Source organism: Kitasatospora sp. NPDC088548, from assembly GCF_044753005.1.
Classification (GTDB): Bacteria; Actinomycetota; Actinomycetes; order Streptomycetales; family Streptomycetaceae; genus Kitasatospora.
This window is the reverse complement of sequence record NZ_JBIVMI010000019.1, coordinates 31,859-58,704: the sequence shown is the minus strand read 5'-3', so window position 1 is coordinate 58,704 and position 26,846 is coordinate 31,859. Positions and strand designations below refer to the sequence as shown.

The window sequence follows — 26,846 nt, the reverse complement described above, 5'->3', positions numbered from 1 at the left end:
CGGAGGGCCCGGAGGGCCCGGAGGGCCCGGAGGGCCCGGAGGGCCCGGAGGGCCCGGAGGGCCCGGAGGGCCCGGAGGGCCCGGAGGGCCCGGAGGGCCCGGAGGACGCCGAGGCCCGCACCCTGGTGGAGGCGGCGCCGCACGGCTGGTGGTACACCACCCGGATCCCGGCCGGGCGCCTGGTCGCCCATCTGACCGACGCCGACCTCGCCGACCCGTCCCTGCGGACCCCGCAGGGCTTCTGGCACGCGCTCAGTCGCACCGTCCACGTCCGGCGCCGCCTGACCGGACACGGTCCGGCCGCGACACCCGTGCCGCGCTGGACGCCGGCCCACGGCCTGCGGCTCACCCCGGCGGCCGGGCCCGGCTGGGTGGCGGCCGGGGACGCCGCCCTCGCCTTCGACCCGCTCTCCTCGCAGGGCATCCTCACCGCACTGCACACCGGTGCCCGCGCCGGACGGGCCGTGGCCGACTCCCTCGCCGACGGGGAACGGACGAGGGCATCGCTCGCCGACTACACGGCGTTCCTGGACGGCATCGCGGCGGCCTACCGAAGGAATCATGCGTACGCGTACGACCAGGAGAGGCGTTGGCCTCTGAGCCCCTTCTGGGGTCGCCGCCGAACGGCGGACAGCCCTGCGGCGGCATAGCCTGAAAGGGCCGGAACGCTCCTCCAAGGGGTCAGTCATGACTACTCAGACGCGCGCCGTACTGGACGCCGCGGAGGTCACCCAGGCCATTCAGGACCTCCAGCACAGCGTTACCCTGATCGCCGGCAAGGTCACCGTGATCCGCGCCTACGTGAGCGGCGCGAGCGGCCCCGCCACCGGCGTGAACGGCACCGTGACCCTGCTCCGGTCGCCCACCTATCCCCCGATCACCGTTTCCTCGGCCAATACCGTTTCCCTCGATCCGGCCACGCCCAAGGACCTGCCCACCCGTCGGGCCGACGCAGGTCTGAGCCTCAACTTCGTCGTGCCGAGCGTGCTGACGGCCGAAGGGGCACTCAGCGTGAGTTCGATCTCCCTGACCGACACCATGACGGGTGCCGACGTCCCGTTCAAAGGGTCGTCCATCGGCCCGACCGTGTGGTTCCACACCTCCCCGCCGCTCCGGGTGCGGGTCCTGGGGCTGCGCTACACCATGGCCACCGCCGGGAACCCCCCGGTCACCTACACCCCGCGGGACATGGACCACACCTTCCTGATCAGCTGGCTCAGGCGCGCCTACCCGGTGGCCGACGTCGTCGAAGCACCACACGCCGTCATCGACGTCACGGCCACCCCGCCGTTCCAGTGCACCGACACCAACGCCCAGATCGCCGCCATCCGCGCGCTCGACATCAGCGCCGGCGGTGACCGGCGCACCCACTACATCGGCCAGGCGGCCGACGGCGGGTTCTTCATGCGCGGATGCGCCTCCGGGGTGCCCGACACACCCGATCCCACCACCGTCGCCTCGTCGCCGTGCGGTGCGGCCACCTGGGGCTGGGACTTCGACGGCACGTACGCCGACTGGTACGGCGGGCACGAACTCGGCCACACCTACGGCCGCAAGCACCCGGGATTCTGCGGTGAATCGAAGGACGACCTGCAGAACTACCCGTTCCAGAACGGACAGCTGGCCGACGACGCGAACAGCTTCGCCGGATTCGACGTGGGCGACCCCCAGCTGAATCTGCCGATGGCCGCCAAGCCAGGGGTGCCCTGGCACGATGTCATGACCTACTGCAACCTCCAGTGGCCCTGCAGCTACACCTACGAGGGCATCCGCCGGCGCCTGCTGGCCGAGGACTCCCTCGCAGCCGGCGCCCCGGCGCCCACCCCGGTGGCTCCGCTCCGCGAGGCCGCCCACGAACTGAGAGTCACCACGCGGAGCGGTGGCCGCCCCGACGACCGGTTCCCGCAACTCTCGGTGACCACCGCGCCGGCCCCGATACCGGCGGCCGACGAAGCGGCACGGGGAGCGGCACCCGACGCCGGGCAACTCGTCAGCGTGGTCGGGACGGTCAACCTCACCCAGCGTGCCGGTGCCATCCGCTTCGTCAACCCGGTGTCGGCGGCGGCCCAGCAACCGGCCCGGCCGGCCCCGGCCGGACAGGCCGAACAGCCGGACGGCACCGGCCCGGACGGAGGGGTCCCGGTGGTCCTGCGGATCCAGCAGGCCGGCGGCGCACCGCCGCAGGACTTCCCGGTCACGGTCAAGCTGTCGTCGGACCCGGAACCGGGGCAGGATCGCACCGGCCTGGTCGACGCGGTCCTCCCGGTGGGGACCGACCCGGCGTCCGTCGAACTGCTCGTCGGCGGACAGGTCGTGGACACCTTCCGCCCCGGAGCCCCGCCCCCGGTCCTGCGCGGCGCCCGTCCGACGACGGCACAGGACGGGAACGTCGGGCTGGATCTGGACTTCGGCCCGGTACCGCAGGACGGTCAGACCTTTGCGACCCAGGTCAGCACTGATGGGGGACGGACCTGGCAGACCGTCGGGGTCGGCCTGAAGAACCCGACGATCACGATCGACCGAAGCCAGTTCTCTCCGGGGACACAGGTTCAGGTGAGGGTCATTTCGACCAACGGCTTCACGAGCTCGACATCGGACATCCAGAGCTTCCAGGTGTGAAGAGAAGGAGTTGCAGGAAGCGACGGAAAACAACGAGGCCGGTCAACCGTGGGGTTGACCGGCCTCATCTGTTCGTGGCCAACCGACGCAATCCTCCACCAGCAGCAATCCACCGGCGCTCCCGTCTGCGTTCCCGGCCGGATGGAGATCATTTCCCGGACGCCGCTCACCGTTCGGACGCTCACCCGCGGCTGGCTGCTCGCCCGGAGCAGCCCCTTCGCTCTCCTGAGCCGGCCGCCGCGGTGAGCTTCCCGTGGCAGAAGCGCCGAATCAGCCGGTCAGGGTGTCCTTCAGCCAGGGGGCGATCACGGCCATCGCCTCGTCGAAGCGCGAGATGGCGCAGTGGCCGGTGTCCGGGATCAGTTCGACCCGGGTGTCCCGGCGGCCCTCGAACACCAGGGTGTCGTCCTGGGGGACGTGGACGTCCTCGGCGCCGTTGACCACCAGCATCGGCCCGTTGGCGTCCTGGTCCAGCAGCGGGCGCAGGTCGAATGCCGCGAAGGCCTCGTCGAGCTCAGCCCTGGTCGGCACGGCGTCGAAGCCCAGGGCGTTGCCGACGATGCCGTCCATGCCGAAGGCGAAACCGCGACCGGGAGCGAAGGAGCGCTCCACCGGGCCGCCGAGCACCACGGAGGCGTCCACCACCCCGGTCAGTCCGGTCCGGGCGGAGTAGTAGCCGCCCATCGAGATGCCGAAGTGGCCGACCTTCCCGTTGCCGGCCGCGCGGGCGAAGCCGACCAGTGCGGCGATCACCTCGGCCCCGGCGGCCGGGGTCATCGGCAGGTGGGCGGTCTCGCCGGTGCCGGGGAGGTCGAACAGCAGCAGCCGCGCCGGCAGGGTGAACGCGAGCTGCTCCCACATGCCGTGCAGGTCGGTCTTCCAGGAGTCCACGCCGCCGCCGGCGAGGACGACCGGGGCGTCGGCGGGCAGGCCGGGAGCGGCCATCAGGTGGACCGGCAAGGTGGCGTCGCCGCCGCGGTAGGGGACGGTGAGCGTGCGGCGCTCGAACTCCACCGGGAAGCCGGGGGCGGCGAGCACGTACTGCTCGACCTGGCGGGCGAGCGCGGTGCGCTTCGGGTCGTCGGCGAGCGAGGGGAACTTGGCCCAGCCGTACGCCTGCGCGGCCAGGCGGTGGCGCCCGGCCTCGGCGTGGCGGGCGGCGAGGGCGGACCACTCGTACACCCAGCCGCCGGGCCGGTCGGGCCACATCTCGGTGACGGCGGCGCGGACCGCGTCCACCTCGTCGGCGGGCAGGCCGAGGGCCATCTGCGGGTAACGCTCGACGAACAGGTCCTGCGGGTCCAGGGGCCAGGTGAAGGACATGGTGGTGCCTCCTGTCGCACTTAAAGCCGGAATTCCTGCGTTAACGACTATGCGCCCGGGCGACGCCTAACGCAAGCATCCTTGCGTTAATGTGGTGGCCGAGGTGATCCACATGACCGAAGAAGAGCCGGAACCGATCCGCCGCCGCCCGGGCGGCCGTGCCGCGCGCGTGCGCCAGGCCGTTCTGGCGGCCGCCGCGGAGCTGCTGGCCGAGGAGGGCGTCGACCGGCTCAGCATCGCCGGGGTGGCGGCGCGCGCAGGGGTCAACGAGACCACGGTGTACCGGCGTTGGGGCACCCGGGAGAAGCTCGTGCTGGATGCCATGCTCACCGGCAGCAACGAGGGCATCCCCGTCCCCGACACCGGAGCCGTCCGCACCGACCTGGCCGCCTTCGCCCGCGCGCTGGCCCAGTACCTCGCCACCCCGACCGGCCGCTCCGTCGCCCGGGCGGCCGTACTCAGTTCCGACGACCCCGACCTCGCCGAGGCCTGGCAGACCTTCTGGCAGTCCCGCCTCGACCAGGCCGGCGCCATCGTCGGCCGGGCCGTCGCGCGCGGGGAACTCCCCACGGACACCGACACGGCCCTGGCCCTGGAACTGCTCTGCGCCCCGCTCCAGACCCGCGCCCTGCTCGGCCACCGCCCGATCGAGCCCGACCTGCCGGAGCGCCTGACGGACATGGTCCTGGACGGACTGAGGGGGAAGAGCCAGGCCCTCCACTCGTTCGGGCGCAGCTGACCGCCCTTCGGTTTCCGGCCTTCCCCTCAGGTCCATGATCCGCCCGGATGGCGCCCCATCGGACGTCCCGACCCTCCAGGAAAGGCCGGGTGGAGCGCAGGCACCGCCCCGAACGGGACCCCGCCGTCCGCAAGGAGGAGCACGATGCCGAAGCCCACGGCCACGATCACGGCGAAAGCCAAGGACAAGACGGTCGAACGGATCAAGCGGTTTCTGGAACTCGGCGACTACGACGTCAAGGTGACGATCGATCCGAACGCGACGGACACCGTGGTGACGGTCGGCACGACGACTCTCAAAAACCCCACGCCGGCCCAGCTCGCGGCGACGATGGATCTGCTGCTTCCCAAGAAGAGTTCGACGTACGACCTCGTCGTGATCGGGGGAGGCCCGGCCGGCCTGGCCGCAGCCATCAACGCCCGCAGCCTCTACGACCTCACCACGCTCATCATCGAGCAGTACGCCCCCGGCGGAACGGCCGCCACGGCGGTCAACCAGATCGACAACTACCTCGGGTTCGATGAGGGGATCGACGCCGGCGACCTGTGCCACAGGGCCGTCCTCCAGGCGAAGAAGTTCGAGGCGCAGTGGCTTCCCGGCTACGGCGTGACGGCCTTCAAGCCCAGCGACGATCCGAAGACGAAGAAGCACGAGATCACCGCGACGAACTCGGACGCCCCCCACGACGCCGTGACGGTGAGCGCCTCACTGGTCCTGCTCGCCACCGGCGTCATCCCGCGCAAGCTGACCCAGCCCACCGCCGCCGCCTTCGAGGACGAGGGCATCTACTACTACGCCCTGCCCGCGGACGCGGAGGGCGTGACGGCGAAGGACACGATCGTGGTCATCGGCGGCGGCGACTCGGCCGGACGGGCCGCGCTCATGTTCTCCGGCAAGGGCGCCAAGGTTGTCATGCTGATCCGCGACACCTTGACCAAAACGATGCTCAAGGTGATCTCCGACAAGATCAAGGCCGACAAGAACATCACCGTCGTGGAGAACACCGAGGCCACCGAGTTCGACGCCATCAAGACCCCGCCGCCGGACAACCCGAACGCGAAACTGACGGTGGTCGCCAAGGCCAAGTCGTACGCCGTCACCGCCGTCTACGCCCTCATCAGTGCCGACCCCCAGACCAAGTGGATCGAGGACGCGGGCATCACCGTCGTCCGCAAGAACGAGACGGACAAGTACGGACTCGCCGCCACCGGCCTGGACATCTTCCTCGACGCCATCAAGAAGGGGACGTTCAAATACGAGGAGCACAAGAAGGACCTCGAGAACGTGACCGACATGGCCACCAACAAACCCGGCGTCTTCGCGGCCGGAGACGTCCGCTACCGCGCCGAACGCCGCATCGCCACCGCCGCGGGCGAGGGCACGGAGGCCGCCCTGGCCATGCACAACTACCTGAAGGCCAACCCCAAGGTCCTCGACGCCGAGGCAGGCCGGGCGGCCCCCTATTACTACCTGGCCTGACCCCCGGCGCACACCCGGGCCGCGCCCGGCCGCCACCACCCCCCACACCCCACCTGAACAGCGAAAACACGGATCGCCCCTCACGGTGTCGTGAGGGGCGATCCGCGTCTCCTGACATCAAAACGGCCGGTCAAACCGACATGGTGTCGGTTTGACCGGCCGCATTGGGTCGGTTGACCTTTTGTGCGCGAGGGGGGAGTTGAACCCCCACGCCCTTTCGGGCACTGGAACCTGAATCCAGCGCGTCTGCCTATTCCGCCACCCGCGCATCTGGGTGATGGGGTAAATCGTAGCCCATCCGCGGGGGTGCTCCGGACCAGGCCGGAAGGGTCAGGGGGCGATGCGCTCGACGATCCAGTCGATCAGGGCGCCGGAGATGTGGCCGTGCTCGTTGTTGTCGGTGTCGAGGGCGTAGTCGTCCAGGTGGCTCTTCCCGCTGTCGGGCGTGGGGACGGGAGCCTTCAGGTCGACGTCCCACTTCGCCGGGTCGTAGTCGAGCGCCACCGCGCTGACGGCCGGGACGAAGGCGCCGCTGCGGTAGTCGTCGGCGATCTTCGCCTTGAGCGCGTCCGCGACCAGGCCGAAGGTGCCCATCGTGCCGCCGGGCGCGTTGTCCAGCGCCGGGACCTCGGTGGTGGTGCTGCGACGCACCGCCAGGCCGAGGTGCATGCCGCCGATCTTCTGCTTCTCGCCCTTGTCCGGCTGGAACCGGGCGGTGGCGCTGGCGATCAGGGCCTGCCAGTCGAAGGCGACCTCGCCCGTCGGCAGCGGAAGGCCGACGCCGTCGCCCCGGCCGTTGGCGACGCCGAGCTTGAGCGGGCGCTGCGGGAAGTTGCCGATGCTCTGGAAGTCCCGCAGGAAGTCGTCCCGCAGTTCGCTGGACCGCGCGGCCACCGGGCCCTCGTACTTGGAGTTCTCCACCCAGGCCCAGAGCAGCTGCTGCGCGGCGGGGCTCCGGATCAGATCGGCCTGCTTGGCCCCATCGGGCCCGGCCGGGGTGAAGTCCTCGAAGAAGTAGGCCATCTGCTGGAGGATCAGCGGGATCCAGGCGCCGTTGTGCGGCGAGTCGTACGAGAGGTACGTCGCGGTCTGGTGGTCGACCTGCTGGGACTCCAGCTTGGCGAGCGCGTAGCGGGTGACGATCCCGCCCATGCTCACCCCGCCGACGGTCAGCGGCGTGTCGCTCTTGCGCTCCTCGATCGCCCTGAGGATGGCGCTGATCGCGACCTCGGCGTTGGCCTGGATGTGGGTGTGCCGCTCCTCGAAGCCGAGCAGGATCACGTCGATGCCACGGCGCAGCAGCTGGTCGAGGAAGCCCGGCTTGCCGGCCTCGTACTCCTGGTTGAAGTGCGCGAACAGCCCGGGCAGGTCGCTCGGGCCGTAGCTGAAGCCGTCCGAGAAGATGAACGGCCGGCTGAGGCCGAACTTCGGGTTGGCGTAGTAGACCGCGGCCTGGCCCTTCGCGACCTGGCCCTCGTAGGGCGAGGCACCGGTCAGGTCCCACACCACGTCGGGCTGCCGTCCATCGGCGGGGGCGGTCAACGCCGTGGTGAACCAGATCCCCGGCGTCAGCTGGGCGGTCGCCTCCGCCAGCTCCGCCCGGGAGGGCTCCGCCTGGCCCTCCAGGAGGGTGAGGGCGACATCGACCCTGGGTTCCTGTGCCATGAACTACCACCTCTGTTGATCGAACAGGGATCATCCGTGCACGCTGGGCGACGCTAACTGCTCGACTACTCACAGCACCAGCCCAAAACGCAGAGTGATCGAAAATGTTTGGTCAGGATCGCCAGGCGATCAGAAACGGTCAGCCAGGCGGGGAAAAGGAGGGCGGACGCGGGCCACCCCTCGCCAACGAGCCGACCGAGCACCGGGGTTGCCGCCCGGGTGCGGGCGGGATCGGCGAGTTCGCCCGGGCGCCGATCGCCCCCCGCACCCGGGCGCACGGGCCCCGCCTTCGGACGCACGCAGAGCGTGATCACCGTGTGACGAAGCGGGGTTGACGATCGATCACCCGGGGTAGTGCCCGCACGACAGACCGCAATCGGCGCGAGAGGAAGCAGCATGGGCGATCAGCCGCAGGCACCGTACGACGAGGCCGACCTCATCTTCCACAACGGTGAGATCGTGACGGTGGCCGAGCCGCCCACCGCCGAGGCCGTGGCGGTGAAGAACGGCATCATCGTCTTCGTCGGCGACCACGCCGCGGCCCTCGACCGCTGGCGCGGTCCCGCCACGCAGGTGCGTGATCTCGAAGGCCGGGCGCTGCTCCCGGGGTTCATCGACGCGCACGGCCACCTCGGGGGCATCGGCCTCCAGGCCACCATCGCCAATCTGCTGGCCGACCCGGACGGCGACGTCACCGACATCGCCTCGCTCCAGCAGAAGCTGCGGGACTGGGCGGACACACCGGTCGGGCGCGCCTCGGAGTGGATCGTCGGCTTCGGCTACGACGACGCCGTGCTGGAAGAGGGTGTGCACCCCACCCGGGACGACCTGGACGAGGTGTCCACCGAGCGGCCGGTGCTGGCGATCCACCAGTCCTTCCACCTGGGGGCGGTGAACAGCCTGGGGCTGGCGGCGCTCGGCTACACCCCGGACAGCGACGACCCCGACGGCGGCGTCATCCGCCGCCGGGAGGACGTCGAAGCCCCTCCGCACGGCGAGCCGAACGGGGTGCTGGAGGAGACGGCCTTCTCCCCCGCCTCGGCGGCGGCGATGGCGGGCCTGCCGGAGTCCGCGCGGCTCGGCCTGTTCGGCAAGGGGGCGGAGTCGGCGGCCTCGTTCGGCTTCACGACGGTCCAGGAGGGCGGCACCACCCTGGAGAACCTGGACATCCTGCGGGCGATCGCCGCCGCCGTGCCGTTCGAGATCGACGTCGTCGCCTACGCGCGGGCCGACGAGTCCACGGCGGCGGTGCTGAACCGGGACACGATCGGGGACCCGGTCGAGGCAGGCCCGAAGTACGTCAACGGTGTGCGGGCCGCAGGCGTGAAGATGTACCTGGACGGCTCCCCGCAGGGCCGCACCGCCTGGCTCACCAAGCCGTACGCGAAGCCCCCGGCGGGCAAGCCGGACGACTACTGCGGCTACCCCACCATCAAGGACGACGCCGTCGTCCTGACCCAGGTGCGGACGGCGTACGAGCGCGGCTGGCAGGTGCTCGCGCACGTCAACGGGGACGCCTCGATCGACCAGTTCATCGGCGCGGTCAGGGCCGCCACCGAGGAGGCCGGGCCCGGCGACCGGCGGACGGTCGCGATCCACGCCCAGACCGCCCGCCATGACCAGATCAACGACTTCGCCCTGCTCGGCATCATCCCGTCGTTCTTCTCCATGCACACCTACTACTGGGGCGACTGGTACCGAAAGACCGTCCTCGGCGAGGAGCGCGCCGCGAACATCTCCCCGGCCCGCTGGGCGCTGGAGCGCCGCATGATCTACACCTCGCACCACGACGCCCCGGTGGCGCTGCCCAACTCGATCGCCATCCTGTCCAGCCAGGTCACCCGCCGCACCCGCACCGACAAGGTCGTCCTCGGCCCGGACCAGTGCGTGTCGGCCCTGGACGCCGTCCGGTCGATCACCATCAACGCCGCCCACCAGTACTTCGAGCAGGACACCAAGGGCAGCATCGAGGTCGGCAAACTCGCCGACCTGGTCATCCTCAGCGCCAACCCCGTGACGGTCGCCCCGGAGGAGATCCAGCACATCAAGGTCGCCGAGACCATCAAGGCCGGCCGGACGATCCACCCGGCGATCGCCTCCCGCACCGTCCCCCACGGCGCCGTCCGGACTCCCCCGGTCGACTACCAGTGGCACTGCAACTGCTGACCCGCCCCGGGACGGTCGGAGGCCGGCCGCCGCCGCAACCGGCGGCTGCCGGCCTCCGAACACTCACCGACGACGATCCGCGATGGCGCGTCGGCCGACCTGCCGACGCGCCATCGATGCGCTGTGCGACTCAGGGCAGCAAGGTGAGAACGGCGCAATGCGCGGGCTTCACGACCGTGAAGTGCCGACGATCCAACGTCGCCACCCGATCCACGCCCAGCCGCTCGGCAAGGTCCGCCGGACCATCGATGATTCCCGCAAGGGACAGCAGCCGGTCGGAGTGCCCGGCCTCCGCCTCCCGAGTCTCGTCCTCCGCGGTCAGGCCCTCCGCCACCGGCGCCAGTTCCTCGTCCTGCGTGACGAGCAGCATCAATCGCCGCACCTGGGCCGGGGTCATCCGATCCACCAGGTGGTGTATGTCCTCGCAGTCGTGCGCAACGCTCACATCGGCAGTCCAGTTCTTCACACCCTCGGCGGCCACGCGATCACGCTGAGTTCCCACCTCGACGCCTGGACGAACCCTGAGCCAAGGTTTCGAATCCCGTCGACACCCCTCCACGCCGATGGTGTACTTGACCAATGCCTTTCCCATCCAAAGCAATTGGGGTGCATCCATGTTCCGCAGCACCGGCCCGCGCGACTTCCGCATCCCGTCCTCCCGCGAGGTGGCCGAGGATTTCGGCGAGCCGATCGCCGTCCTGCGGCAGCCTCCGGGCGAGTGGTTCACGCTGCTGGGGCGGCAGAATTCCAACGGGTTCCTCTGCCACCTCGACGTCAACTACCACGTGAACAAGGACCTGGTCGCGATCGTCCAGACCTCACGGCCCGTGCCCGAGAGTCACCGGGTGAAGTCGCTGACCACACCCGAGACCCAGCTCCAGGTCTTCCTCGCCAACTCGGATCGGCTCGGGCCAGGTCCGTACCGGGGCCGCGTCATCACTCCGGACTCCCGGCGCACCGAGGTCCGGCTGGACGGGGTCGCCGTCGCCGTCGACGCGTACTCCGCCGAAGGCTGCACCAGCGCCCGGCTCCCGCACGGCGCCGGGTACCTCATCGTCACCGCGCCCGACGAGCACTGGGCGCTCGCCTCCGACCTCGCCCTCCGCCCGCCCGCCGCGTTCTAACCGGCCTCCCGTCCCCGGAAGGTCCGCCGGTACTCGCGCGGGGCGACGCCGACCCGTGCCACGAAGGCGGGCCGCAGGGACACCGCCGAGCCGAAGCCGCAGCGGACGGCGATGGCGTCCACCGGCAGGTCGGTCTCTTCCAGCAGCCGCTGCGCCGCCAGGACCCGCTGCTCCAGCAGCCACCGCAGCGGGGTGGTGCCGGTGGTCTCGCCGAAGCGGCGGGCGAAGGAGCGCTCCGACATCAGCGCCAGCCCGGCCATCCGGCGGACGCTCCACGGGGTGTCCAGCGAGCCCAGGATCTCCGCGCGGGCCCGGGCCAGCGTGTCGTCGCCGCGGCCGGCGTCCTCCGGCACCGGGGAGGGGATGAACTGGGCCTGGCCGCCGGGCCGGAACGGAGCGGTGACCATCGCACGGGCGATCGCGGCGGCGGCCTGCTGGCCGTGCGCGGCGCGGACCAGGTGCAGACAGAGGTCGATACCGGCCGCCACTCCGGCGGAGGTCCACAGGTCGCCCCCGCCGGTGAACAGCACCTCGGGGTGGACGTCCACGGCCGGGAAGCGGCGGGCGAGTTCGGGCGCGAGGGCCCAGTGGGTGGTGGCGGTACGGCCCTCCAGCAGCCCGGCCTCGGCGAGGACGAACGCGCCCGCGCAGAGCGAGGCGATCGACACGCCCCGTTCGTGTGCGGCCCGCAGCGCCGCCAGGACCGCCGGATCGCGCGGCTCCGTCGGGTTCTCCAGCCCGGGCACGACGATCAGATCGCAGTCCAGCAGGGCGTCCAGCCCGAAGTCCGGCACCCGCTCCAGGCCGCCCCCGAGCCGCACCCGGGCGCCGTCCGGTCCGCACACCCGCAGCTCGAAATGGGGCAGCCCGGGCCGGGTGACCCGGTTCGACCACACCTCCCCGATCACCGCGTAGTCGAACGGCCGGACACCATCGAAGATCAGACAACCCACCCTGCGCATGGCAGAAATCTAGCGGCGGCCGACCCCTGGGGCCCGGAACCAACACGTGCCCGGCCGGTGGGACCGGACCGCGCACCCTGGCAGAAATCTATCGATACCTGGCACCACGACCCATCACGGACGGTACACGTCGCGTTGCAGGATGGAGCCATGACCAACACCAGCGCGCTCGACGCGCCACTGACCATTGACACCGACTCCGTCCTCGTCCTGATCGACGTTCAGAAGGGTTTCGAGGACTACGCGTTCTGGGGCACCCGCGACAACCCGGAGGCCGAGCAGCGGATCGGCGAGCTGGTCTCCGCATGGGAGAGCACCGGACGACCGATCGTGGTGGTGCAGCACGCGTCGCAGGTCGGACCGCTGGTGCCGGGGACTTCCGGGTTCGAGCTCAAGGACGTGGTCGCGGGCGTGCGCGCGGACCTGCACATCACCAAGCCGGTCAACAGCGCCTTCTACGGCACGCCGGACCTGCACGCCTGGCTCCAGCAGCGGGGCGCACGGCAGGTGGTGATCACCGGGATCATGACGAACGTGTGCAACGAGACCACCGCACGGATGGCCGGCAACCTCGGCTACGACACCGTCTTCCCGGCCGACGCCATGCACACCTTCGACATGGCCGGCCCGGACGGCGTGACCGTCCCGGCCGCCGAACTCGCCCGCGCCACCGGGGCGGTGCTGCACGCGATGCGGTTCGCCAAGGTCACCACCACCGAGGCCGTGGTGGCGGCGGCCCAGTCGGCCGCCGTGATCAGCTGACCAGCCACTCAGTCGCTCATGGACCGTCCCCTCCACCCCGTCGAGTAGCACGACATCCCGGCCGGGACCGGTGGCCACCTCGTAACGGCGGGCCAACGCATCGACCTTGGCGGGGAGTTCAAGCCAGAGCGCGGCGGCCGCCGCCGCCCGGAACACCGTCAGCGCCAACCCCGACCCGACAACGCGACCGCTCCTGGGGGGACGGCCGCGCTGAACCGCGGCACAGGGTGAGGAACTGACATACAACCAGCTGCTTCGCGGCACGGAAGCGGCACGGCCCCGCAGAGGGCTAGGCTTTTCGCACCACCCGAACGGCCCGCTGAAGCCGCGGCGCAGACACGCCCAGGCCGGACAGCACTCCAACCGGGGCCGTGAGCGCGCGAAAGGGCACTTGGTGTCTCTGCTCGACCTTGACTCGGCCCCGGCCAGAGCCGTCACCGAGGCCGCTTCCTCCCGCCTCGACGTTCGACTCTCCGGATGCGCGGCGGCGCACCCGGCCGGGCGGCATGCCGGACACAGCCCGATGGAGGTGCCCTGGTGGTAGGCGCCCCCCTGTCGCCGGGCGGCCACCCGAAGAAGGAGATTCGGGAGGCGTTGGAAAAGTGGGTGGCCCAAGGCTGGGCCCTCCACCAGGACGGACACTGGGGCAGGCTTTACTGCCCGTGCGCGGCCCGGTGCACCACGATCCCGATCAGCAGCACCCCGAGGAATGCCGGAAACGAAGCCAAGCGGATCAACCGTACGGCCGCCCGCTGCCCACTGCCGCCCGAGGCCGCCAACCGAAGCCTGACAGGGTTGCCCCGCAACTAGTCACACAGCGAAATGTCCACTTTATGGCTATTTAACCGTTGACGAACGACAACACTTCTGCCATCGTGAGGATGTCGAGCAGAAGGGGGACGCCATGGAGTACGAGTTCACCTTCGTTGTCGCCGGTGTCGATGTAGACGACGATTCGGCGGTTGAAACCCTCCGCGAGCAGATGGATGCAATGCTGGCCCGCGCGGGCGGCTTGAATTTGTTGACGGTCGCCTTTGACGGCGCCACTGCTGTCCAGGCCGCACTCGGTGCGGTGTCGGTGGCACACGCGACACTTCCCCAGCTTCGGGTGCTGAGGCTCGACCGAGATCTCGTGGGCATCCACGAGATTGCCGACCGGACCGACCGGACCCGCCAGAACGTGGCCCAGTGGATCAACGGAAGCCGCAAGTCGGGAGGCACCCCCTTCCCCCCTCCGGAAGGTACGGCGGGCCGCTCCCAGGTCTGGCTGTGGACCGAGGTCAATCAGTGGCTGGCCCAGCACGGCCTGGCCGATGACATCGCCTACCCGACACGGGAAGAGATGACCGAGATCGACTTCGCCGTCGCGAACTCGATGTCCCTGAACTTCCGCGCGGCGTCGGACGACCCGTCATTCAATCTGGCGCGGGATGCCGTGATCGAACGTCTCCGGTCGAACGACATCACCGGTTTCATGAACTTCCTCTCCAGCATCGACGGTGGCGCAGGATCCGGTGAGCACGACCTGATCGTGGCGGCCGCCGACGAGCCCGCGCGTCATGTCATGGAACGCATCGGACGGATCGGCCACCAGTCGATCCTGGTAACGATGATCGACAACAGCCTTGTGGCATCCGTGATGTCGCCGCGGCTACCGGCCCGCCCGGTCAGCGTCGTCCCCGTACCGCACGGAACCACGGTCCGCACGTGGATGGAGTTGCTTCGGGAGCATCCGCACGCCGCCTTCGCCCCGGTGGCGGAGGACGAAGAGCCGGGCGGGGCATCAGGGGCGATTCAGCGGGTTCTCTCCATCGCGGCCTGAGCGCTTCGCGGGCCGCTGCCGCCCCCGCCGGCAGCGGTCGGTGCCCGGCCCAAGCCCTAGCGACCGACCGAACCGTCCAGCTGTTCGCGGAGGATGTCGGCGTGGCCGGCGTGCCGGCCGGTCTCCTCGATCATGTGGACGAGCAGCCAGCGCATCGACGGGGCTTCGGCGTCGGGGCGCAGCGAGCGCACGCCGGGGTGGTCGAGGTCGGTGGCCGCGGCGGCGATCACCTCGTTGGCCCGGGCGATCGCGGCCCGGTAGGCGGCGACCGATCCGGCCACCGTCTCGTCGCCGGGCGAGGGCGCGTCGTCGTCCCAGGGTTCGACGTCCGCGCCCCGGTAGGCCCAGACGAACCAGTTGAGTTCGACGGCGGTGAGGTGCCGCACCAGCCAGAGCAGGCTGGTGCCGGAGGCGACGCCGGGCCGCCGGGCGTCCTCGTCGGAGAGCCCCGCGGTCTTGCCGATGACGGCCTCGCGCAGGTAGTCGAGAAAGGTGAGCAGGGTGGTCGGCTCGTCGGCGTTGAGCCCGGGCGGGCGGACGTCGCGGCCCACGGACGGTGTGGTCTTCCCGTTCACTCGTACCCCCCTGAATCGCTCCGGCCGCACCGTCACCAGCCCTGGGTGTGCAGCCAGTCGGCGAGGTGGCGTGCGCAGTCGTCGACCGACTCGCGCCAGGTGTGCCCGGCGTCCGCGCCGGCCTCGTCGCTGACGTGCTTGACCAGCCGGACGGGCACGCCCGCCCGGTGGGCGACGGTGGCGAGGGCGTAGCCCTCCATGTCGACCAGGTCGGCGTGCTCGGCCAGGCGCTCGCGGGCGGCCGGGTCGGAGACGAAGAGGTCGCCGGTGGCCAGTACCGGGCCGTCGCCCTTGCCGACGACGAGCGGCGCGCCGTAGGTGCGGCCGGTGAGGGCGTACAGGGCCGGGGTGTCGATGTCGTGCTGGAGCACCTGGGTGACCTGGTGGGTGCCTTCCCAGCCGGGGCGCAGGGCGCCGGCGGTGCCGAGGTTGACCACCTCGCTGGGGTGCTCCCCCCGGGCGAGGACGGTGGCCAGCGCGGCGGCGGCGTTGACCTTGCCGATGCCGGTGAGCAGCACGGGGAGCCGGTCGCCGAGGTGGGCGGCCTCCTCCCGGACGGCGACGACGAGCAGCGGACGGTCGGCGGAGATGGTTCCAAGCAGGCGCATACGGCCCATGGTACGGAGCGGTCCCCGCCGAACCGGTGCCCGGACACAAGCGGACCCCTCCCCTCCGACTGTCCGGGGAACCGCATAGGGTGCATCCCGCGTCGCAGCGATCGCCGCCCGCCCCGCGTCCGGCGGCAGCGGCCGTTCCGCCGCTCGGAGATGCTCAAGATCGGCGCAAGTCGGGTGTGGCCGCGGGGACTGACGGCCATACTGCTGGCAACGGCCGGGCCCCGGATGACGGGGCGGGCCACAGGGGAGGGTGAGGCGGGTGGCGACACCAGTACGTACACAGGAGCCGGGCGCGGTGGTGCCGGTACCGCCCGGCGGCCCGGCGGCGGCGGTCCCGGCCACCGGGCTGCGCGCCCGGCTCGGCCGGGCCACCGGAACGGCGCCGGGCCGGCTGCGGCTGGCCGGGGCCCTGCTGGCCGTGCTCACCGTGGCGTTCGGCGCGCTCACCGCCTGGCAGGTCAACTCCCGTGCGCAGGCGGCGGAACGGGTGGTCTCGTACAGCCAGCCGCTGAGCCAGGCGGCCGCCGACATCCACCGCTCGCTGGCCGACGCGGACACCACGGCGGCCACCGGCTTCCTGCTGGCCGGTGCGGAGCCGAAGGCCGTCCGGGACCGGTACGAGCAGGACCTGGCGACGGCCTCCCGGCTGATCACCGAGGCCGCGGCGCGGACCACCGCCTCCTCCCCCGCCCAGGGCTGGCTCACCACGCTCAACCAGCAGGTGCCGGTCTACGCCGGTCTGGTGGAGGCCGCCCGGGCGGACAACCGGCAGGGCTTCCCGCTCGGCGGCGCCTATCTGCGGTACGCCTCCGACCAGATGCGGACGGTGCTGCTGCCGGCCGCCGCCCAGCTGACCGCCGCCGAGAACCAGGAGCTGGCGGACGACTTCGCCGAGGCCAAGGCCGTGCCGTGGGCGGCGTACGGGCTGGGCGTGGTGACCCTGGGCGCGCTGGTCTGGGTGCAGATCAGGCTGTTCCGGCGCACCAACCGGGTGTTCAACCCCGGTCTGCTCGGCGCGACCGCCGCCGTGCTGGCCGGGGCGCTCTGGCTGACGGTCGCGGGGCTGGACGCGCACAACGGCCTGGCGCGCAGCGAGTCCAGGGGCGCGGCCCCGCTGCGGGCACTCAACGCGGCCCGGGTGGACGTGCTGACCGCCCGGCTGGCGGAGAACCTGCACTTCGTCGCCCGGGGTTCGAGCACCACGTACGCGGACCTGTGGACGACGACGACCGAGCACCTGGAGAGCCGCAAGGAGGGCGACGGGGATCTCCCCCGCGGCGGCACGCTGGTGACGGCGCTGCGGCTGGCCCCGCCGGACGCGTCCCCGGCCATCGGGGACGCCAGGACGCGGTACGAGGAGTGGTACGACCGGCACGCCGCGGCGAGCAGGCTGGAGAACGTCGACGCGGACTACCAGGGCGCGCTGGACGCCACGGTGACGGTCAAGGAGGCGGACGTGCCGAAGAGCGCCGACGCCTCGTTCAGCGCCGCCGACCAGGGGCTGGCCAACGCCGCCGGGATCGAGCTGAAGGAGTTCCGGCAGGCGGCCGAGGGCATCGACGGGGACCTGCGCACCGCCGCCGTGGCGGTGGCGCTGCTGGCCCTGGTGGCGGCCGTGGCGGCGGCGCGCGGCCTCGGCCGGCGACTGGCCGAGTACCGGTAGAGGGGGAACGGACATCATGCGCAAGGGAAACGTACGGGCCCGGTCGGTGACGGCGGTGGCGCTGCTGGCGTCCTGCGCGGCGGTGCTGGGCGCGGGCGCCCCGCAGGGCGCCGTGCTGCCGGCGGCGGCCGCGGGGCAGCGGGCACCCCGGGCAGAACAGGCGCCGCAGCAGCCGCAGGCCGACTGCGACGTCTACAAGAGCGTGCCGGCGAGCACCGAGGACGGCCCGGCGGTGAAGGCGATCAAGGCCCGGCGCAGCCTGGTGATCGGCGTGGACCAGAACAGCTACCGCTGGGGCGCGCGCAACCCGAACACCGGTCAGATCGAGGGCTTCGACATCGACCTCGCCAAGGCGATCGGCACGGCCCTCATGGGCGACCCGGAGAAGGTGACCCTCAAGGCGGTGCCGACCGCCGAGCGGATCAAGTTCATCCAGGAGGGCCGGGTCGACCTGATCGTCCGGACCATGACGATCACCTGCGACCGGCTGGACCAGGTCGCCTTCTCCAAGCCGTACTTCACCACCAGCCAGCGGGTGCTGGTGCCGAAGTCGTCGCCGGCCAGGACCATAGACGAGGCGGTGAACGGCAAGACCGTCTGCGCCGCGTCGAGCTCCTCGGCGGAGGACGAGCTGAAGGCCCGCCCGAAGGTCGGGAAGATCGTCACGGTGGAGAACCACCTGGACTGCCTGGTGCTGATGCAGCTCGGCAAGATCGACGCGACCATGACCGACGACGGCCTCGCGGCGAGCCAGGCGGCCCAGGACCAGACCGTCCGGGTGGTGGACGGCGAGGTCCGGCCGGCCGTCATGGGCATCGCGATGCTGAAGAACAGCACCGACCTGACGGCCCGGGTGAACCAGGTACTCGCCGACTACCACTCCGGCGGCGCCTGGCGGGCGGGCTACGACCGCTGGCTCAAGCCGTACATGCTGAACGACGCCGACCACTACTGGCCGAAGGAGCAGGCCCGCTGAGCGGCGCCCGACCGGATCGGTGCGAGGCGCGCCGATGAGGGCGTCCTGACGGCCCGCGCCCGGCCCGTCCTCCGGGCCACCGGCTAGGGTCGGGACGGTCGCGGTGCGGCCGACGACCGGAGCGGAGGGACCCGGACAGCGCGGCGGACACCACGGCGGACACCGCAGCGAGCGGCACCGGACGGCACAGCGAGCGACACCAGACAGGAAGGACACGGCGTTGGCAGCATCTGCTGGCCCGGTGCTGAGCCGGGAGGAGGTGGACCGCGCGCTGGCGCGCCTCGGCGCGGAGCGCGACGCGGTCGAGTCGGCCCTGCTCTCGCTCCAGGACCATCCCGGTCTGCGCCTGCTCGACGGCGCCGAGCTGGCCGGCCGCACCCAGGAGCGCTGGACGGTCGCCGGGCAGGGCCTGCCGCTGCTCTGGGCGCTGTTCGACCGCTACTCGGAGGCCCTGGCCTCCGCCCGCGCGGTGCGCGCCCGCAAGGCCAGGCCCGGCACGCCCGAACTCGCCGAACTGAGCGAGCTGCTGACCGGCGAGGCGGTCACCGTGCCCGGCGGTGCGCTGCCGGACGGCCCGCAGCTGCTCGGCGCACCCGCCAGGCTGGTCGAGCGGGTCAGCCTGGACGCGCTGATGGTGCGGATGAACTCCTGGTACGCCACCGTGCTGGAGGTGGTGAGCGCCGCCGACGCCGTCTGGTCCGCGCTGCCGGCCCGGATCGACCTGCTGCTGGCCGAGCTGCACCGGGTACGGAACCTGGCCGGTTCGCTCGGCGTCCGCACCGGCCACCACCCGCTCGCCGACGACCTGGTCGGGCTGGACGCCGATCTGACGGAGCTGCGGGCCGAGGTCCGCAGCGACCCGCTGGCGCTCTGGCGACCGGCCCGGGTGCCCGCCCAGCGCGGCACCACTCCGGACGGCACCGCGCTGGCCACCCCCTCCGGAATGGTGGACACCGAACGGTTCGACCGGGCCGGGCGGGCGCTGGACGGCGTCCGGCTGGAGCTGGAGAACATGCTGCGGCTGCGCGACGACGCCGAGGAGCGGCTGCAGGGCGTCGGCGAGCTGCTGCAACGGGCGGACGCCACGCTGGCGGAGGCCCGCCGGGCGCGCGGCGAGGTGCTGGCGAAGATAGCGGCCACCGAGGTGCCCGCGGTGCCGGGCCCGGCCTCGGCGCTGCGCGAACGGATCGTGCTGGCACTGGAGTTGCGCCAGAGCGGCCAGTGGTACCGGCTGGCACCGCTGCTGGACGCCCTGGAGGACGCCGCCGCCAAGGAGCTGGGCCGGGCCCGGCAGTCGCTCACCGAGGTGACCCAGCCGCTGGCCGTCCGGGCCGAGCTGCGCGGACGGCTGGACGCGTACAAGGCGATGGCGGCCCGGCTTCGGGTCGCCGAGGACCCGGAAGTGGTCGAGCGCTACGAGAAGGCGCGCTGGCTGCTCTGGAGCGCGCCCTGCGACCTGCGGGCGGCGGCCGCCGCGGTGGCCCGCTTCCAGCAGTCGCTGCGGCCCACCCCGGACGCGTCGGAGCAGGACGGGCCCGGAGCGGGTGGGGCCGGAGCCGGCGGGGCCGCGCAAGGAGAGGCCGTGCAGGGAGAGGCCGGCGGGGCGCCGGTCGACGGACAGGTTCAGGGGGGCTGAGGTTCATGGGCGAAGCGTGCGAGCGGCCGGAGTGCACCGGCGGCGGGACGATCGACGAGGACGGCTACTGCGACGAGTGCGGGCTCGCACCGGCGGGCGCGTCCTCGGTGAAGACCGCCGCCTCCGGCAGCCCGGCGGGCACCCCGGCCACCGCCGCGGGCCCGGGTTCGCCCTGCCCGCGCGACTGCGCCGGGACGATCGACGACGACGGCTACTGCGACGAGTGCGGCCTCACCGCCCCCGGCGGCGACACCGGGCTCACCCAGCCGTACCTGCCCTCGGCCCGGGTCGCCCCCGACTCCGGGCGGAGCGGCTCGTCCCGGGCCGGCTCCGGCTCGTCCCACACGATGTCCGGCCGCTCCCGCTCGCACCGCTCCACCCGGACCGGCAGCGGCCGCTCGGTGTCGGTGCGCAGCAGCCGGGGCAGCGTCAGCGCGGGCACCCGCAGCCGGCTCGGCGCCGGCCTGGTGACGGTGCCGAGCGTCCCGGACGCCAACCCGGCGCAGGCCGTGCTGGCCAACCCCGAGGTGCCGGAGCGCAAGCGGTTCTGCTCCAAGTGCGACACCCCGGTGGGCCGGGAGAAGAACGGCCGCCCGGGCCGCCCGGAGGGCTTCTGCACCAAGTGCGGCACGCCGTACTCGTTCACGCCCAAGCTGCGCCGGGGGGACCTGGTCGGCGGGCAGTACGAGGTGGTGGGCTGTCTGGCGCACGGCGGGCTCGGCTGGATCTACCTGGCGGTGGACCGGCGGGTCAACGACAAGTGGGTGGTGCTGAAGGGCCTGCTGGACACCGGGGACGAGGACGCGCTCGCGGTGGCCGTCGCGGAGCGGCGCTTCCTGGCCGAGGTGGACCACCCGAACATCGTCCGCATCATCAACTTCGCCGAGCACCCGGACCTGCGCACCGGCTCCACCGACGGCTACATCGTCATGGAGTACGTCGGCGGCAAGTCGCTCAAGGACATCGCCAACGATCGCCGCACGCCGGACGGCCACCGCGAGCCGCTGCCGGTGGAGCAGGCGATCGCGTACGCGCTGGAGGCGCTGCCCGCACTCGGGTACCTGCACAGCCGGGGCCTGGTGTACTGCGACTTCAAGATCGACAACGTGATCCAGAGCGGCGACGCGCTCAAGATCATCGACATGGGCGCGGTCCGCCACCTGGACGACGACGGCCCGATCTACGGCACCATCGGCTACCAGGCCCCCGAGATCGCCACCGACGGCCCCTCCCCCGCCTCCGACCTCTACACCGTGGCCCGCACCCTCGCGGTGCTCACCTTCGACTTCCAGGGCTACAGCACCACCTACCGCCACTCCCTGCCCGGGTCCGAGGCCGTACCGGTCTTCGCCGCGTACGAGTCGTACTACCGCTTCCTGGTCCGTGCCACCGACCCGGACCCGGCCCGCCGGTTCGCCTCCGCCGAGGAGATGGCCGACCAGCTCACCGGCGTGCTGCGCGAGGTGCTGGCGCTCCAGGACGGCCGGCCGCGCCCCGCCCTCTCCACCCTGTTCGGCCCGGAGCTGCGGGTGGTCGACACCGAGCTGGTACTGCCCGGCACCGTACCCGGCGAGCTGCGGGTGGCCGCCCTCGACCCGGCCGCCGCCGCGCTGGCGCTGCCCGCCCCCCGGGTCGACCCCGCCGACCCCAACGCCGGCTTCCTCGCCACCCTGCTCGGGGCCGACCCCGAGGAGGCGCTGACCGCCCTGGCCGGCGCGCCCGCCGACTCCGTCGAGCGACGGCTGCGCGAGCTGCGCGCCCAGCTGGAACTCGGCCGGCACCGCGAGGCCGCGGACGCCCTGACCGCTCTGGAGAACGACCACCCCGACGACTGGCGGGTGGTCTGGTACCGCGGCCTGACCGCCCTGGCCGGCTCCGCCACCGCGGCGGACCGGGCCCCCGACCCGGGCGGCGTACGCGCCGCCGCCGAGGCCTTCGACGCCGTCTACGACGCCTTCCCCGGCGAGAGCGCCCCGAAGCTGGCCCTCGCCATCTGCGCCGAACTCCTCGGCTCCGGCGGCGACTCGGCCGAGTTCTACCGGCTGGTGTGGAGCACCGACCAGGCCTACCTGAGCGCCGCCTTCGGGCTGGCCCGGGTCCGGCTCGGGGACCTCGACCGGCCGGGCGCCGTCGCCGTCCTGGAGTCGGTGCCGGCCACCTCCAGCCAGTTCACCGCCGCCCGGATCGCCGCCGTCCGGGCCCGGCTGCGCGAACGGCCCGCCACCGACCCGCTCGGCGCCGACCTCGGCGCGAGCTCCGCGCAGCTGACCGCGCTGCGCCTGGACGACCGCCGCCGCGAGGAGCTCGCCGTGGAGGTGCTCGGCGCCGCGCTCGGCTGGGTGACGGCCGGCTCTCCCGGAGAGGGCGGCCAGGCCCGGTCGGCCGGCGAGGTCACCGTACTGGGACGGCCGGCCGTCGAACGGGAACTGCGGTTCGCACTGGAGCAGTCCTACCGGGTACTCGCCCGGTTGGCCGACCGGGCCGAGACCAGGATCGAGATGGTGGAGCGGGCCAACCGTGCCCGCCCCAGGACGTGGGTGTAGCCAATGCCACAGCAGACCGTGTGCCCGAGCTGTTCCGAGCCGCTGGATCCGGAGGACGTCTTCTGCGGCTCCTGCGGGGCCGGCCGGGACGGCCGCCCGGCCCCGGGCGCGATGCCCGCCAGCTGGTCCGCCGCCCGCGGTGAGGACCACCCGCCGACCGTCCCGGCGCAGAGCGCTCCGGTCTGCGTGCACTGCGGCGTGCCGCAGGTCACCACCGACGGCTACTGCGAGGCCTGCGGCGGCGCCCAGCCCCGCCCGCGCGACCACATGGAGAAGTCCCTCGCGGGCGTCGCCGGGGTCAGCGACCGGGGCGTGCGCCACCACCGCAACGAGGACTCCTTCACCGTCGCCGCCACCTCGCTGCCCGGTGGCGAGCCGGTCGTGGTGGCCGTGGTCTGCGACGGGGTCTCCTCCTCCGACCGGCCCGACGAGGCGTCCGAGACCGCCGTCGACACCGCCTCCGAGTCGCTGCTCACCGCGCTGGAGGCCGGCCACGAGCCCAACGCGGCGATGCGCCAGGCGATCGCCGACGCCGCCAAGGCCGTCGCCGACCTCGCCGTGGACGGCGCCTCGCCCACCCGGCCCGACCTCAACGCGCCCGCCTGCACCTACGTCAGCGCGATAGCGTCCGGCGGCCGGGTCACCATCGGCTGGGTCGGCGACACCCGGGCCTACTGGATCCCGGACGACCGGGCCTGCGCCGAGCCGTTCCGGCTCACCCAGGACGACTCCTGGGCCGCCCGGATGGTCGAGGCCGGGCTGATGGCCGAGGCCGAGGCCTACGCCGACCCGCGCGCCCACGCCATCACCGGCTGGCTCGGCGCGGACGCCGAGGAGGTCGTCCCGCACACCCTGGACTTCACCCCGCACGTCCCCGGTGTGCTGCTGATCTGCACCGACGGCCTCTGGAACTACGCCGAGGCCGCCACCGACCTGGCCTACTTCGTCCGCCAGGACGCCCGCGCCGAACCGCTCGCCGCGGCGCAGACCCTGGTGAAGTTCGCGGTCGCGGCCGGCGGGCACGACAACATCACCGTCGCCGTCCTGCCGATCGACCCGACCACCGGGCCGGCCGCCGGGCCCGCCGGCGGGGAGGACACCGGGGAGGACGCCCGGACGGCGACCGCGCTGGACCTGCCGGTGATCGGCGCCGCACCGGAGGGCCCCGAGGAGGAACACGACCCGACCCTCCCCGACCTGCCGGTGATCGGCTCGCCCGCCGCGCCCCTGCCGCCCGCCGCGCCGCCCGCCGCACCGCCGGTCGTCCCCCCGCGACCGCCGCACCCGCCGACGGCCTGACGCACGCGCCGCCCCGGCCCCACCCGCCCCCACCGACCGTTTCGCACCTTCGACCACCCGACGGGAGCCACCGGCCCATGGCAACACTGGCGAAGCCGAACCTGCCCAGGTTCGACGTGGACATCTTCCAGAACGAGTTCCTCGCGGACGGCGCCCGCGAGGTGAACGCCATCGTCACCGTCACCGCGACCGGCGGCGGCACGTCCGGCGGCCGTCCGCTGGGAGTGTCCGACGCGGGGTCGCAGGGCGCGGGCAACCAGTCCGCCGCCGTGGTGATCATGGTGGACTGCTCCGGCTCGATGGACTACCCGGCCAGCAAGATGCGCGGCGCCCGGGAGGCCACCGCCGCCGCCATCGACACCGTCCGCGACGGCGTCGCCTTCGCCGTGGTGGCCGGCACCCACGAGGCCCGCGACATCTATCCCGGGGACGGCACCCTCGCGATCGCCTCCGAGGCCACCCGCGCCCGGGCCAGAGAGGCGCTGCGCCGGCTCAACGCGGCCGGCGGCACCGCCATGGGCACCTGGCTGGCCAAGGCCGACAAGCTCTTCCTCAGCCGCCGCGACATCGCCATCCGGCACGCCATCCTGCTGACCGACGGCAACAACGAGCACGAGTCGGCGGCCGACCTGGACCGCGCCATCGAGCGGGTGACCGGCCACTTCACCGCCGACTGCCGAGGCGTGGGCACCGACTGGAAGGTGGACGAGCTGCGCAAGATCTCCTCCGCGCTGCTCGGCACCGTCGACATCGTCGCCGAACCGTCCGGCCTCGCCGAGGACTTCCGCTCGATGATGGCCGGCGCGATGGGCAAGCAGGTCGCCGACGTCGCGCTGCGGATCTGGACGCCGGCCAACGCGGTGGTCAAGTTCGTCAAGCAGGTCGCTCCCTCGGTGGAGGACCTGACCGGCCGCCGCGCGGAGGCCGGCCCCCGCGCGGGCGACTATCCCACCGGCTCCTGGGGCGACGAGAGCCGCGACTACCACGTCTGCGTGGAGGTCCCGGCCGCCGCCGTCGGCAACGAGATGCTCGCCGCCCGGGTCAGCCTGGTCCTGCCGCCGCAGGCCGGCGGCGGGCCCGAGGTGCTGACCCAGGGCCTGGTCAAGGCGGTCTGGACGGACGACCTGGCCTCGTCCACCCGGATCAGCCCGCAGGTGGCCCACTACACCGGGCAGGCCGAACTGGCCTCCTCCATCCAGGAGGGGCTGGAGGCCCACCGGGCCGGGGACGTGGACCGCGCCACCGCGAAGCTCGGCGCCGCCGTCCGGATCGCCCACGCGACCGGCAACGAGGGCACCTTCAAACTGCTCCAGAAGGTGGTGGACGTGGTCGACCCCAAGGAGGGTACGGTTCGGTTCCGTAAGGACGTGAGCGAGGCCGACTCGATGACCCTTGAGACCCGGTCGACCAAGACCGTACGTGTGAAGAAGTGACCGGTGAGGACGTGACCGGGCCCGAGCCCGGCCTGACGCTGCCCCAGCTGGCTGGAATTGAGGGGGGACCTGATGCCGATCTGCCCGAGGGGCCATGAGTCGCAGGCCGAGGACTGGTGCGACTTCTGCGGCTTCCCGATGACACCACCGCCACCGATCCCGCCGCCGCCCGGCACTCTCCCGGGCGCGCACGGGATCCCTGGGACGCCCGGAGGGCACGCGGCCCCCGGCGGCTACGGCTCCCACAGCTCCCACGGGGCGCCCGGCGGTCACGGCGGAGCGCCGTTCGGCGGACCGGTGGCGCCCGGCGCGGTACCGCCCCCCGCCACGCAGGGCTACCCGGAGCTCACCGAGGGCCTGGTGGTCTGCCCGATCTGCCGCAGCCCGCAGACCGGCCGGTTCTGCGAGGAGTGCGGGTACGACTACGACCTCTCCGCGCCCTCGCACCGCCAGCCCACGGCCGACGGCGGCATCCCCGGGCAGGCGGCCGGGCCCGCCCCGCTGAACATCCCGGCCGCGTACGGCGGCAGCCCGCAGCCCGGCGGCCAGGGACAGCAGCAGCCGGCCCCGCACCAGCAGCCCCAGCACGGCCAGCTGTCGCACGCCCAGCCCCAGCACAGCCAGCACCAACACGGCCAGCACCAACACGGCCAGCACCAACAGGCCCAGCACCAGCCGCAGTTGCAGCAGCCACCGCAGCCGCAGCACCCGCAGGGCCCCCACAGCGGCGCGCCGTCCGGCTACGGCTACCCGCCGCCCCAGCCCGCCAACGGGCAGCAGGCGCCCGCACCCGCGCACGGCTCGCCGTACCAGGAGGACCCGCCCCGCGAGGACTCCGGCCCGGTCTACGCCCAGCCGGGCCCGACCGGTCGCGGCGAGGAGTTCGGCACCTCGTTCAACCTGGCCCCGCCGGTGCCGCCGCAGGTCCAGCAGCAGCCCCCGCTGGGCCACCCCGGCCAACCAGGGCACCCCGGCCGGCCCGAGCCGGTGCGGTCCAACTGGCTCGCGGTGGTCTCGGCCGACCGCGACTACTTCACCGACATGATGGCCCGCAGTGGCCCGGAGGCGGCGGGCCTGTTCTTCCCGCCGTACTGCCCCGAGCGGCGCATTCCGATCACCGGTCGCGGCCAGCTGCGGATCGGCCGGCGAAGCCAGCACCGCGGCACCGTACCGGAGATCGACCTGTCGGTACCGCCGGAGGACCCGGGCGCCTCGCACCAGCACGCGCTGCTCGCCGAACAGGCGGACGGCAGCTGGGTGCTGGTCGACCAGGACTCCACCAACGGCACCACGGTGAACGGCGGCGCCGAACCGATCGCCCCGCACACCGCGATCCCGCTGAACGACGGCGACCGGATCCACATCGGAGCGTGGACCACCATCACCCTGCACCGCGCCTGAACCTCCGTCCCGGGCCGAGCGGTCGTCAACCACCGCTCGGTC

At 72.6% G+C, this 26,846-nt stretch carries 20 protein-coding genes, 1 tRNA gene and 1 pseudogene; 15 read left to right on the top strand and 7 right to left on the bottom strand.

Features of this window, described 5'->3' with window-relative positions:
* Together ACIP82_RS23555 and ACIP82_RS23550 are read left to right on the top strand one after the other, a co-directional pair.
* Positions 1 to 650 (top strand): annotated as a pseudogene (locus tag ACIP82_RS23555) (hypothetical protein); the annotation flags it as partial.
* A 37-nt stretch (positions 651 to 687) separates the two neighbouring features.
* Positions 688 to 2,619: a hypothetical protein gene (locus ACIP82_RS23550; RefSeq protein ID WP_400655856.1), complete on the top strand. Its 1,932-nt coding sequence runs from the start codon at positions 688 to 690 to the stop codon at positions 2,617 to 2,619.
* Between the two features lie 270 nt (positions 2,620 to 2,889).
* On the opposite strand, the gene ACIP82_RS23545 is transcribed toward ACIP82_RS23550, so the two are convergent.
* Positions 2,890 to 3,942, bottom strand: coding sequence for an alpha/beta hydrolase (locus tag ACIP82_RS23545; protein ID WP_400655853.1), 1,053 nt, complete (start codon positions 3,940 to 3,942; stop codon positions 2,890 to 2,892).
* 112 nt (positions 3,943 to 4,054) lie between these two features.
* Here ACIP82_RS23545 and ACIP82_RS23540 point away from each other — a divergent pair, with 112 nt between their 5' ends.
* Both ACIP82_RS23540 and ACIP82_RS23535 read left to right on the top strand, forming a co-directional pair.
* The gene (locus ACIP82_RS23540) at positions 4,055 to 4,681 is read left to right on the top strand and encodes a TetR/AcrR family transcriptional regulator C-terminal ligand-binding domain-containing protein (protein ID WP_400655850.1); all 627 of its coding nucleotides are present in this window, start codon (positions 4,055 to 4,057) and stop codon (positions 4,679 to 4,681) included.
* 144 nt (positions 4,682 to 4,825) lie between these two features.
* Positions 4,826 to 6,160, top strand: a complete 1,335-nt coding sequence (locus ACIP82_RS23535) for an NAD(P)/FAD-dependent oxidoreductase (RefSeq protein WP_400655848.1) — start codon at positions 4,826 to 4,828, stop codon at positions 6,158 to 6,160.
* 184 nt (positions 6,161 to 6,344) lie between these two features.
* Here the strand turns inward: ACIP82_RS23535 and ACIP82_RS23530 are convergent.
* Both ACIP82_RS23530 and ACIP82_RS23525 read right to left on the bottom strand, forming a co-directional pair.
* A tRNA-Leu gene (locus ACIP82_RS23530) sits at positions 6,345 to 6,428 on the bottom strand.
* Between the two features lie 62 nt (positions 6,429 to 6,490).
* Entirely contained in the window at positions 6,491 to 7,825 is a 1,335-nt protein-coding gene (locus ACIP82_RS23525) for a hypothetical protein (RefSeq protein ID WP_400655845.1), read from the bottom strand.
* A gap of 396 nt (positions 7,826 to 8,221) precedes the next feature.
* Here ACIP82_RS23525 and ACIP82_RS23520 point away from each other — a divergent pair, with 396 nt between their 5' ends.
* A complete protein-coding gene (locus tag ACIP82_RS23520; RefSeq protein ID WP_400655842.1) occupies positions 8,222 to 9,991 on the top strand; it encodes an amidohydrolase in 1,770 nt (589 codons plus the stop codon).
* 130 nt (positions 9,992 to 10,121) lie between these two features.
* Here ACIP82_RS23520 and ACIP82_RS23515 read toward each other — a convergent pair whose 3' ends face one another.
* On the bottom strand, positions 10,122 to 10,472 hold the full coding sequence (locus ACIP82_RS23515; RefSeq protein WP_400655839.1) for a hypothetical protein: 351 nt from the start codon (positions 10,470 to 10,472) through the stop codon (positions 10,122 to 10,124).
* Between the two features lie 133 nt (positions 10,473 to 10,605).
* On the opposite strand from ACIP82_RS23515, the gene ACIP82_RS23510 reads away from it, so the two are divergent.
* Positions 10,606 to 11,115 (top strand): hypothetical protein, encoded by a 510-nt coding sequence (locus ACIP82_RS23510; RefSeq protein ID WP_400655837.1) that lies wholly within the window; start codon positions 10,606 to 10,608, stop codon positions 11,113 to 11,115.
* Here the strand turns inward: ACIP82_RS23510 and ACIP82_RS23505 are convergent.
* Positions 11,112 to 12,077, bottom strand: coding sequence for a GlxA family transcriptional regulator (locus ACIP82_RS23505; RefSeq protein WP_400655834.1), 966 nt, complete (start codon positions 12,075 to 12,077; stop codon positions 11,112 to 11,114). The genes ACIP82_RS23510 and ACIP82_RS23505 overlap by 4 nt on opposite strands.
* Before the next feature lie 150 nt (positions 12,078 to 12,227).
* Between ACIP82_RS23505 and ACIP82_RS23500 the strand changes: the two genes are divergently transcribed.
* A complete protein-coding gene (locus ACIP82_RS23500; protein ID WP_363608067.1) occupies positions 12,228 to 12,839 on the top strand; it encodes a cysteine hydrolase family protein in 612 nt (203 codons plus the stop codon).
* Between the two features lie 904 nt (positions 12,840 to 13,743).
* Positions 13,744 to 14,661, top strand: coding sequence for a helix-turn-helix transcriptional regulator (locus tag ACIP82_RS23495; protein ID WP_400655830.1), 918 nt, complete (start codon positions 13,744 to 13,746; stop codon positions 14,659 to 14,661).
* Between the two features lie 56 nt (positions 14,662 to 14,717).
* On the opposite strand, the gene ACIP82_RS23490 is transcribed toward ACIP82_RS23495, so the two are convergent.
* Both ACIP82_RS23490 and ACIP82_RS23485 read right to left on the bottom strand, forming a co-directional pair.
* Entirely contained in the window at positions 14,718 to 15,236 is a 519-nt protein-coding gene (locus ACIP82_RS23490; protein WP_400655828.1) for a DinB family protein, read from the bottom strand.
* Between the two features lie 32 nt (positions 15,237 to 15,268).
* Positions 15,269 to 15,844 (bottom strand): nucleosidase, encoded by a 576-nt coding sequence (locus ACIP82_RS23485; RefSeq protein ID WP_363608070.1) that lies wholly within the window; start codon positions 15,842 to 15,844, stop codon positions 15,269 to 15,271.
* 304 nt (positions 15,845 to 16,148) lie between these two features.
* Between ACIP82_RS23485 and ACIP82_RS23480 the strand changes: the two genes are divergently transcribed.
* From ACIP82_RS23480 to ACIP82_RS23450, 7 genes are all read left to right on the top strand, one after another.
* Positions 16,149 to 17,516 (top strand): hypothetical protein, encoded by a 1,368-nt coding sequence (locus tag ACIP82_RS23480; protein ID WP_363608071.1) that lies wholly within the window; start codon positions 16,149 to 16,151, stop codon positions 17,514 to 17,516.
* Between the two features lie 16 nt (positions 17,517 to 17,532).
* Positions 17,533 to 18,492, top strand: a complete 960-nt coding sequence (locus ACIP82_RS23475) for a glutamate ABC transporter substrate-binding protein (RefSeq protein ID WP_363608072.1) — start codon at positions 17,533 to 17,535, stop codon at positions 18,490 to 18,492.
* Between the two features lie 220 nt (positions 18,493 to 18,712).
* Positions 18,713 to 20,128, top strand: a complete 1,416-nt coding sequence (locus ACIP82_RS23470; RefSeq protein ID WP_363608073.1) for a hypothetical protein — start codon at positions 18,713 to 18,715, stop codon at positions 20,126 to 20,128.
* Positions 20,129 to 20,133: 5 nt separating this feature from the next.
* The gene (locus tag ACIP82_RS23465; RefSeq protein ID WP_400655824.1) at positions 20,134 to 22,671 is read left to right on the top strand and encodes a tetratricopeptide repeat protein; all 2,538 of its coding nucleotides are present in this window, start codon (positions 20,134 to 20,136) and stop codon (positions 22,669 to 22,671) included.
* 3 nt (positions 22,672 to 22,674) lie between these two features.
* Positions 22,675 to 23,970: a PP2C family serine/threonine-protein phosphatase gene (locus tag ACIP82_RS23460; RefSeq protein ID WP_363608075.1), complete on the top strand. Its 1,296-nt coding sequence runs from the start codon at positions 22,675 to 22,677 to the stop codon at positions 23,968 to 23,970.
* A 77-nt stretch (positions 23,971 to 24,047) separates the two neighbouring features.
* On the top strand, positions 24,048 to 25,403 hold the full coding sequence (locus ACIP82_RS23455) for a VWA domain-containing protein (protein ID WP_400655822.1): 1,356 nt from the start codon (positions 24,048 to 24,050) through the stop codon (positions 25,401 to 25,403).
* A gap of 72 nt (positions 25,404 to 25,475) precedes the next feature.
* Positions 25,476 to 26,804: an FHA domain-containing protein gene (locus ACIP82_RS23450; protein ID WP_400655820.1), complete on the top strand. Its 1,329-nt coding sequence runs from the start codon at positions 25,476 to 25,478 to the stop codon at positions 26,802 to 26,804.
* Positions 26,805 to 26,846 lie beyond the last annotated feature (42 nt).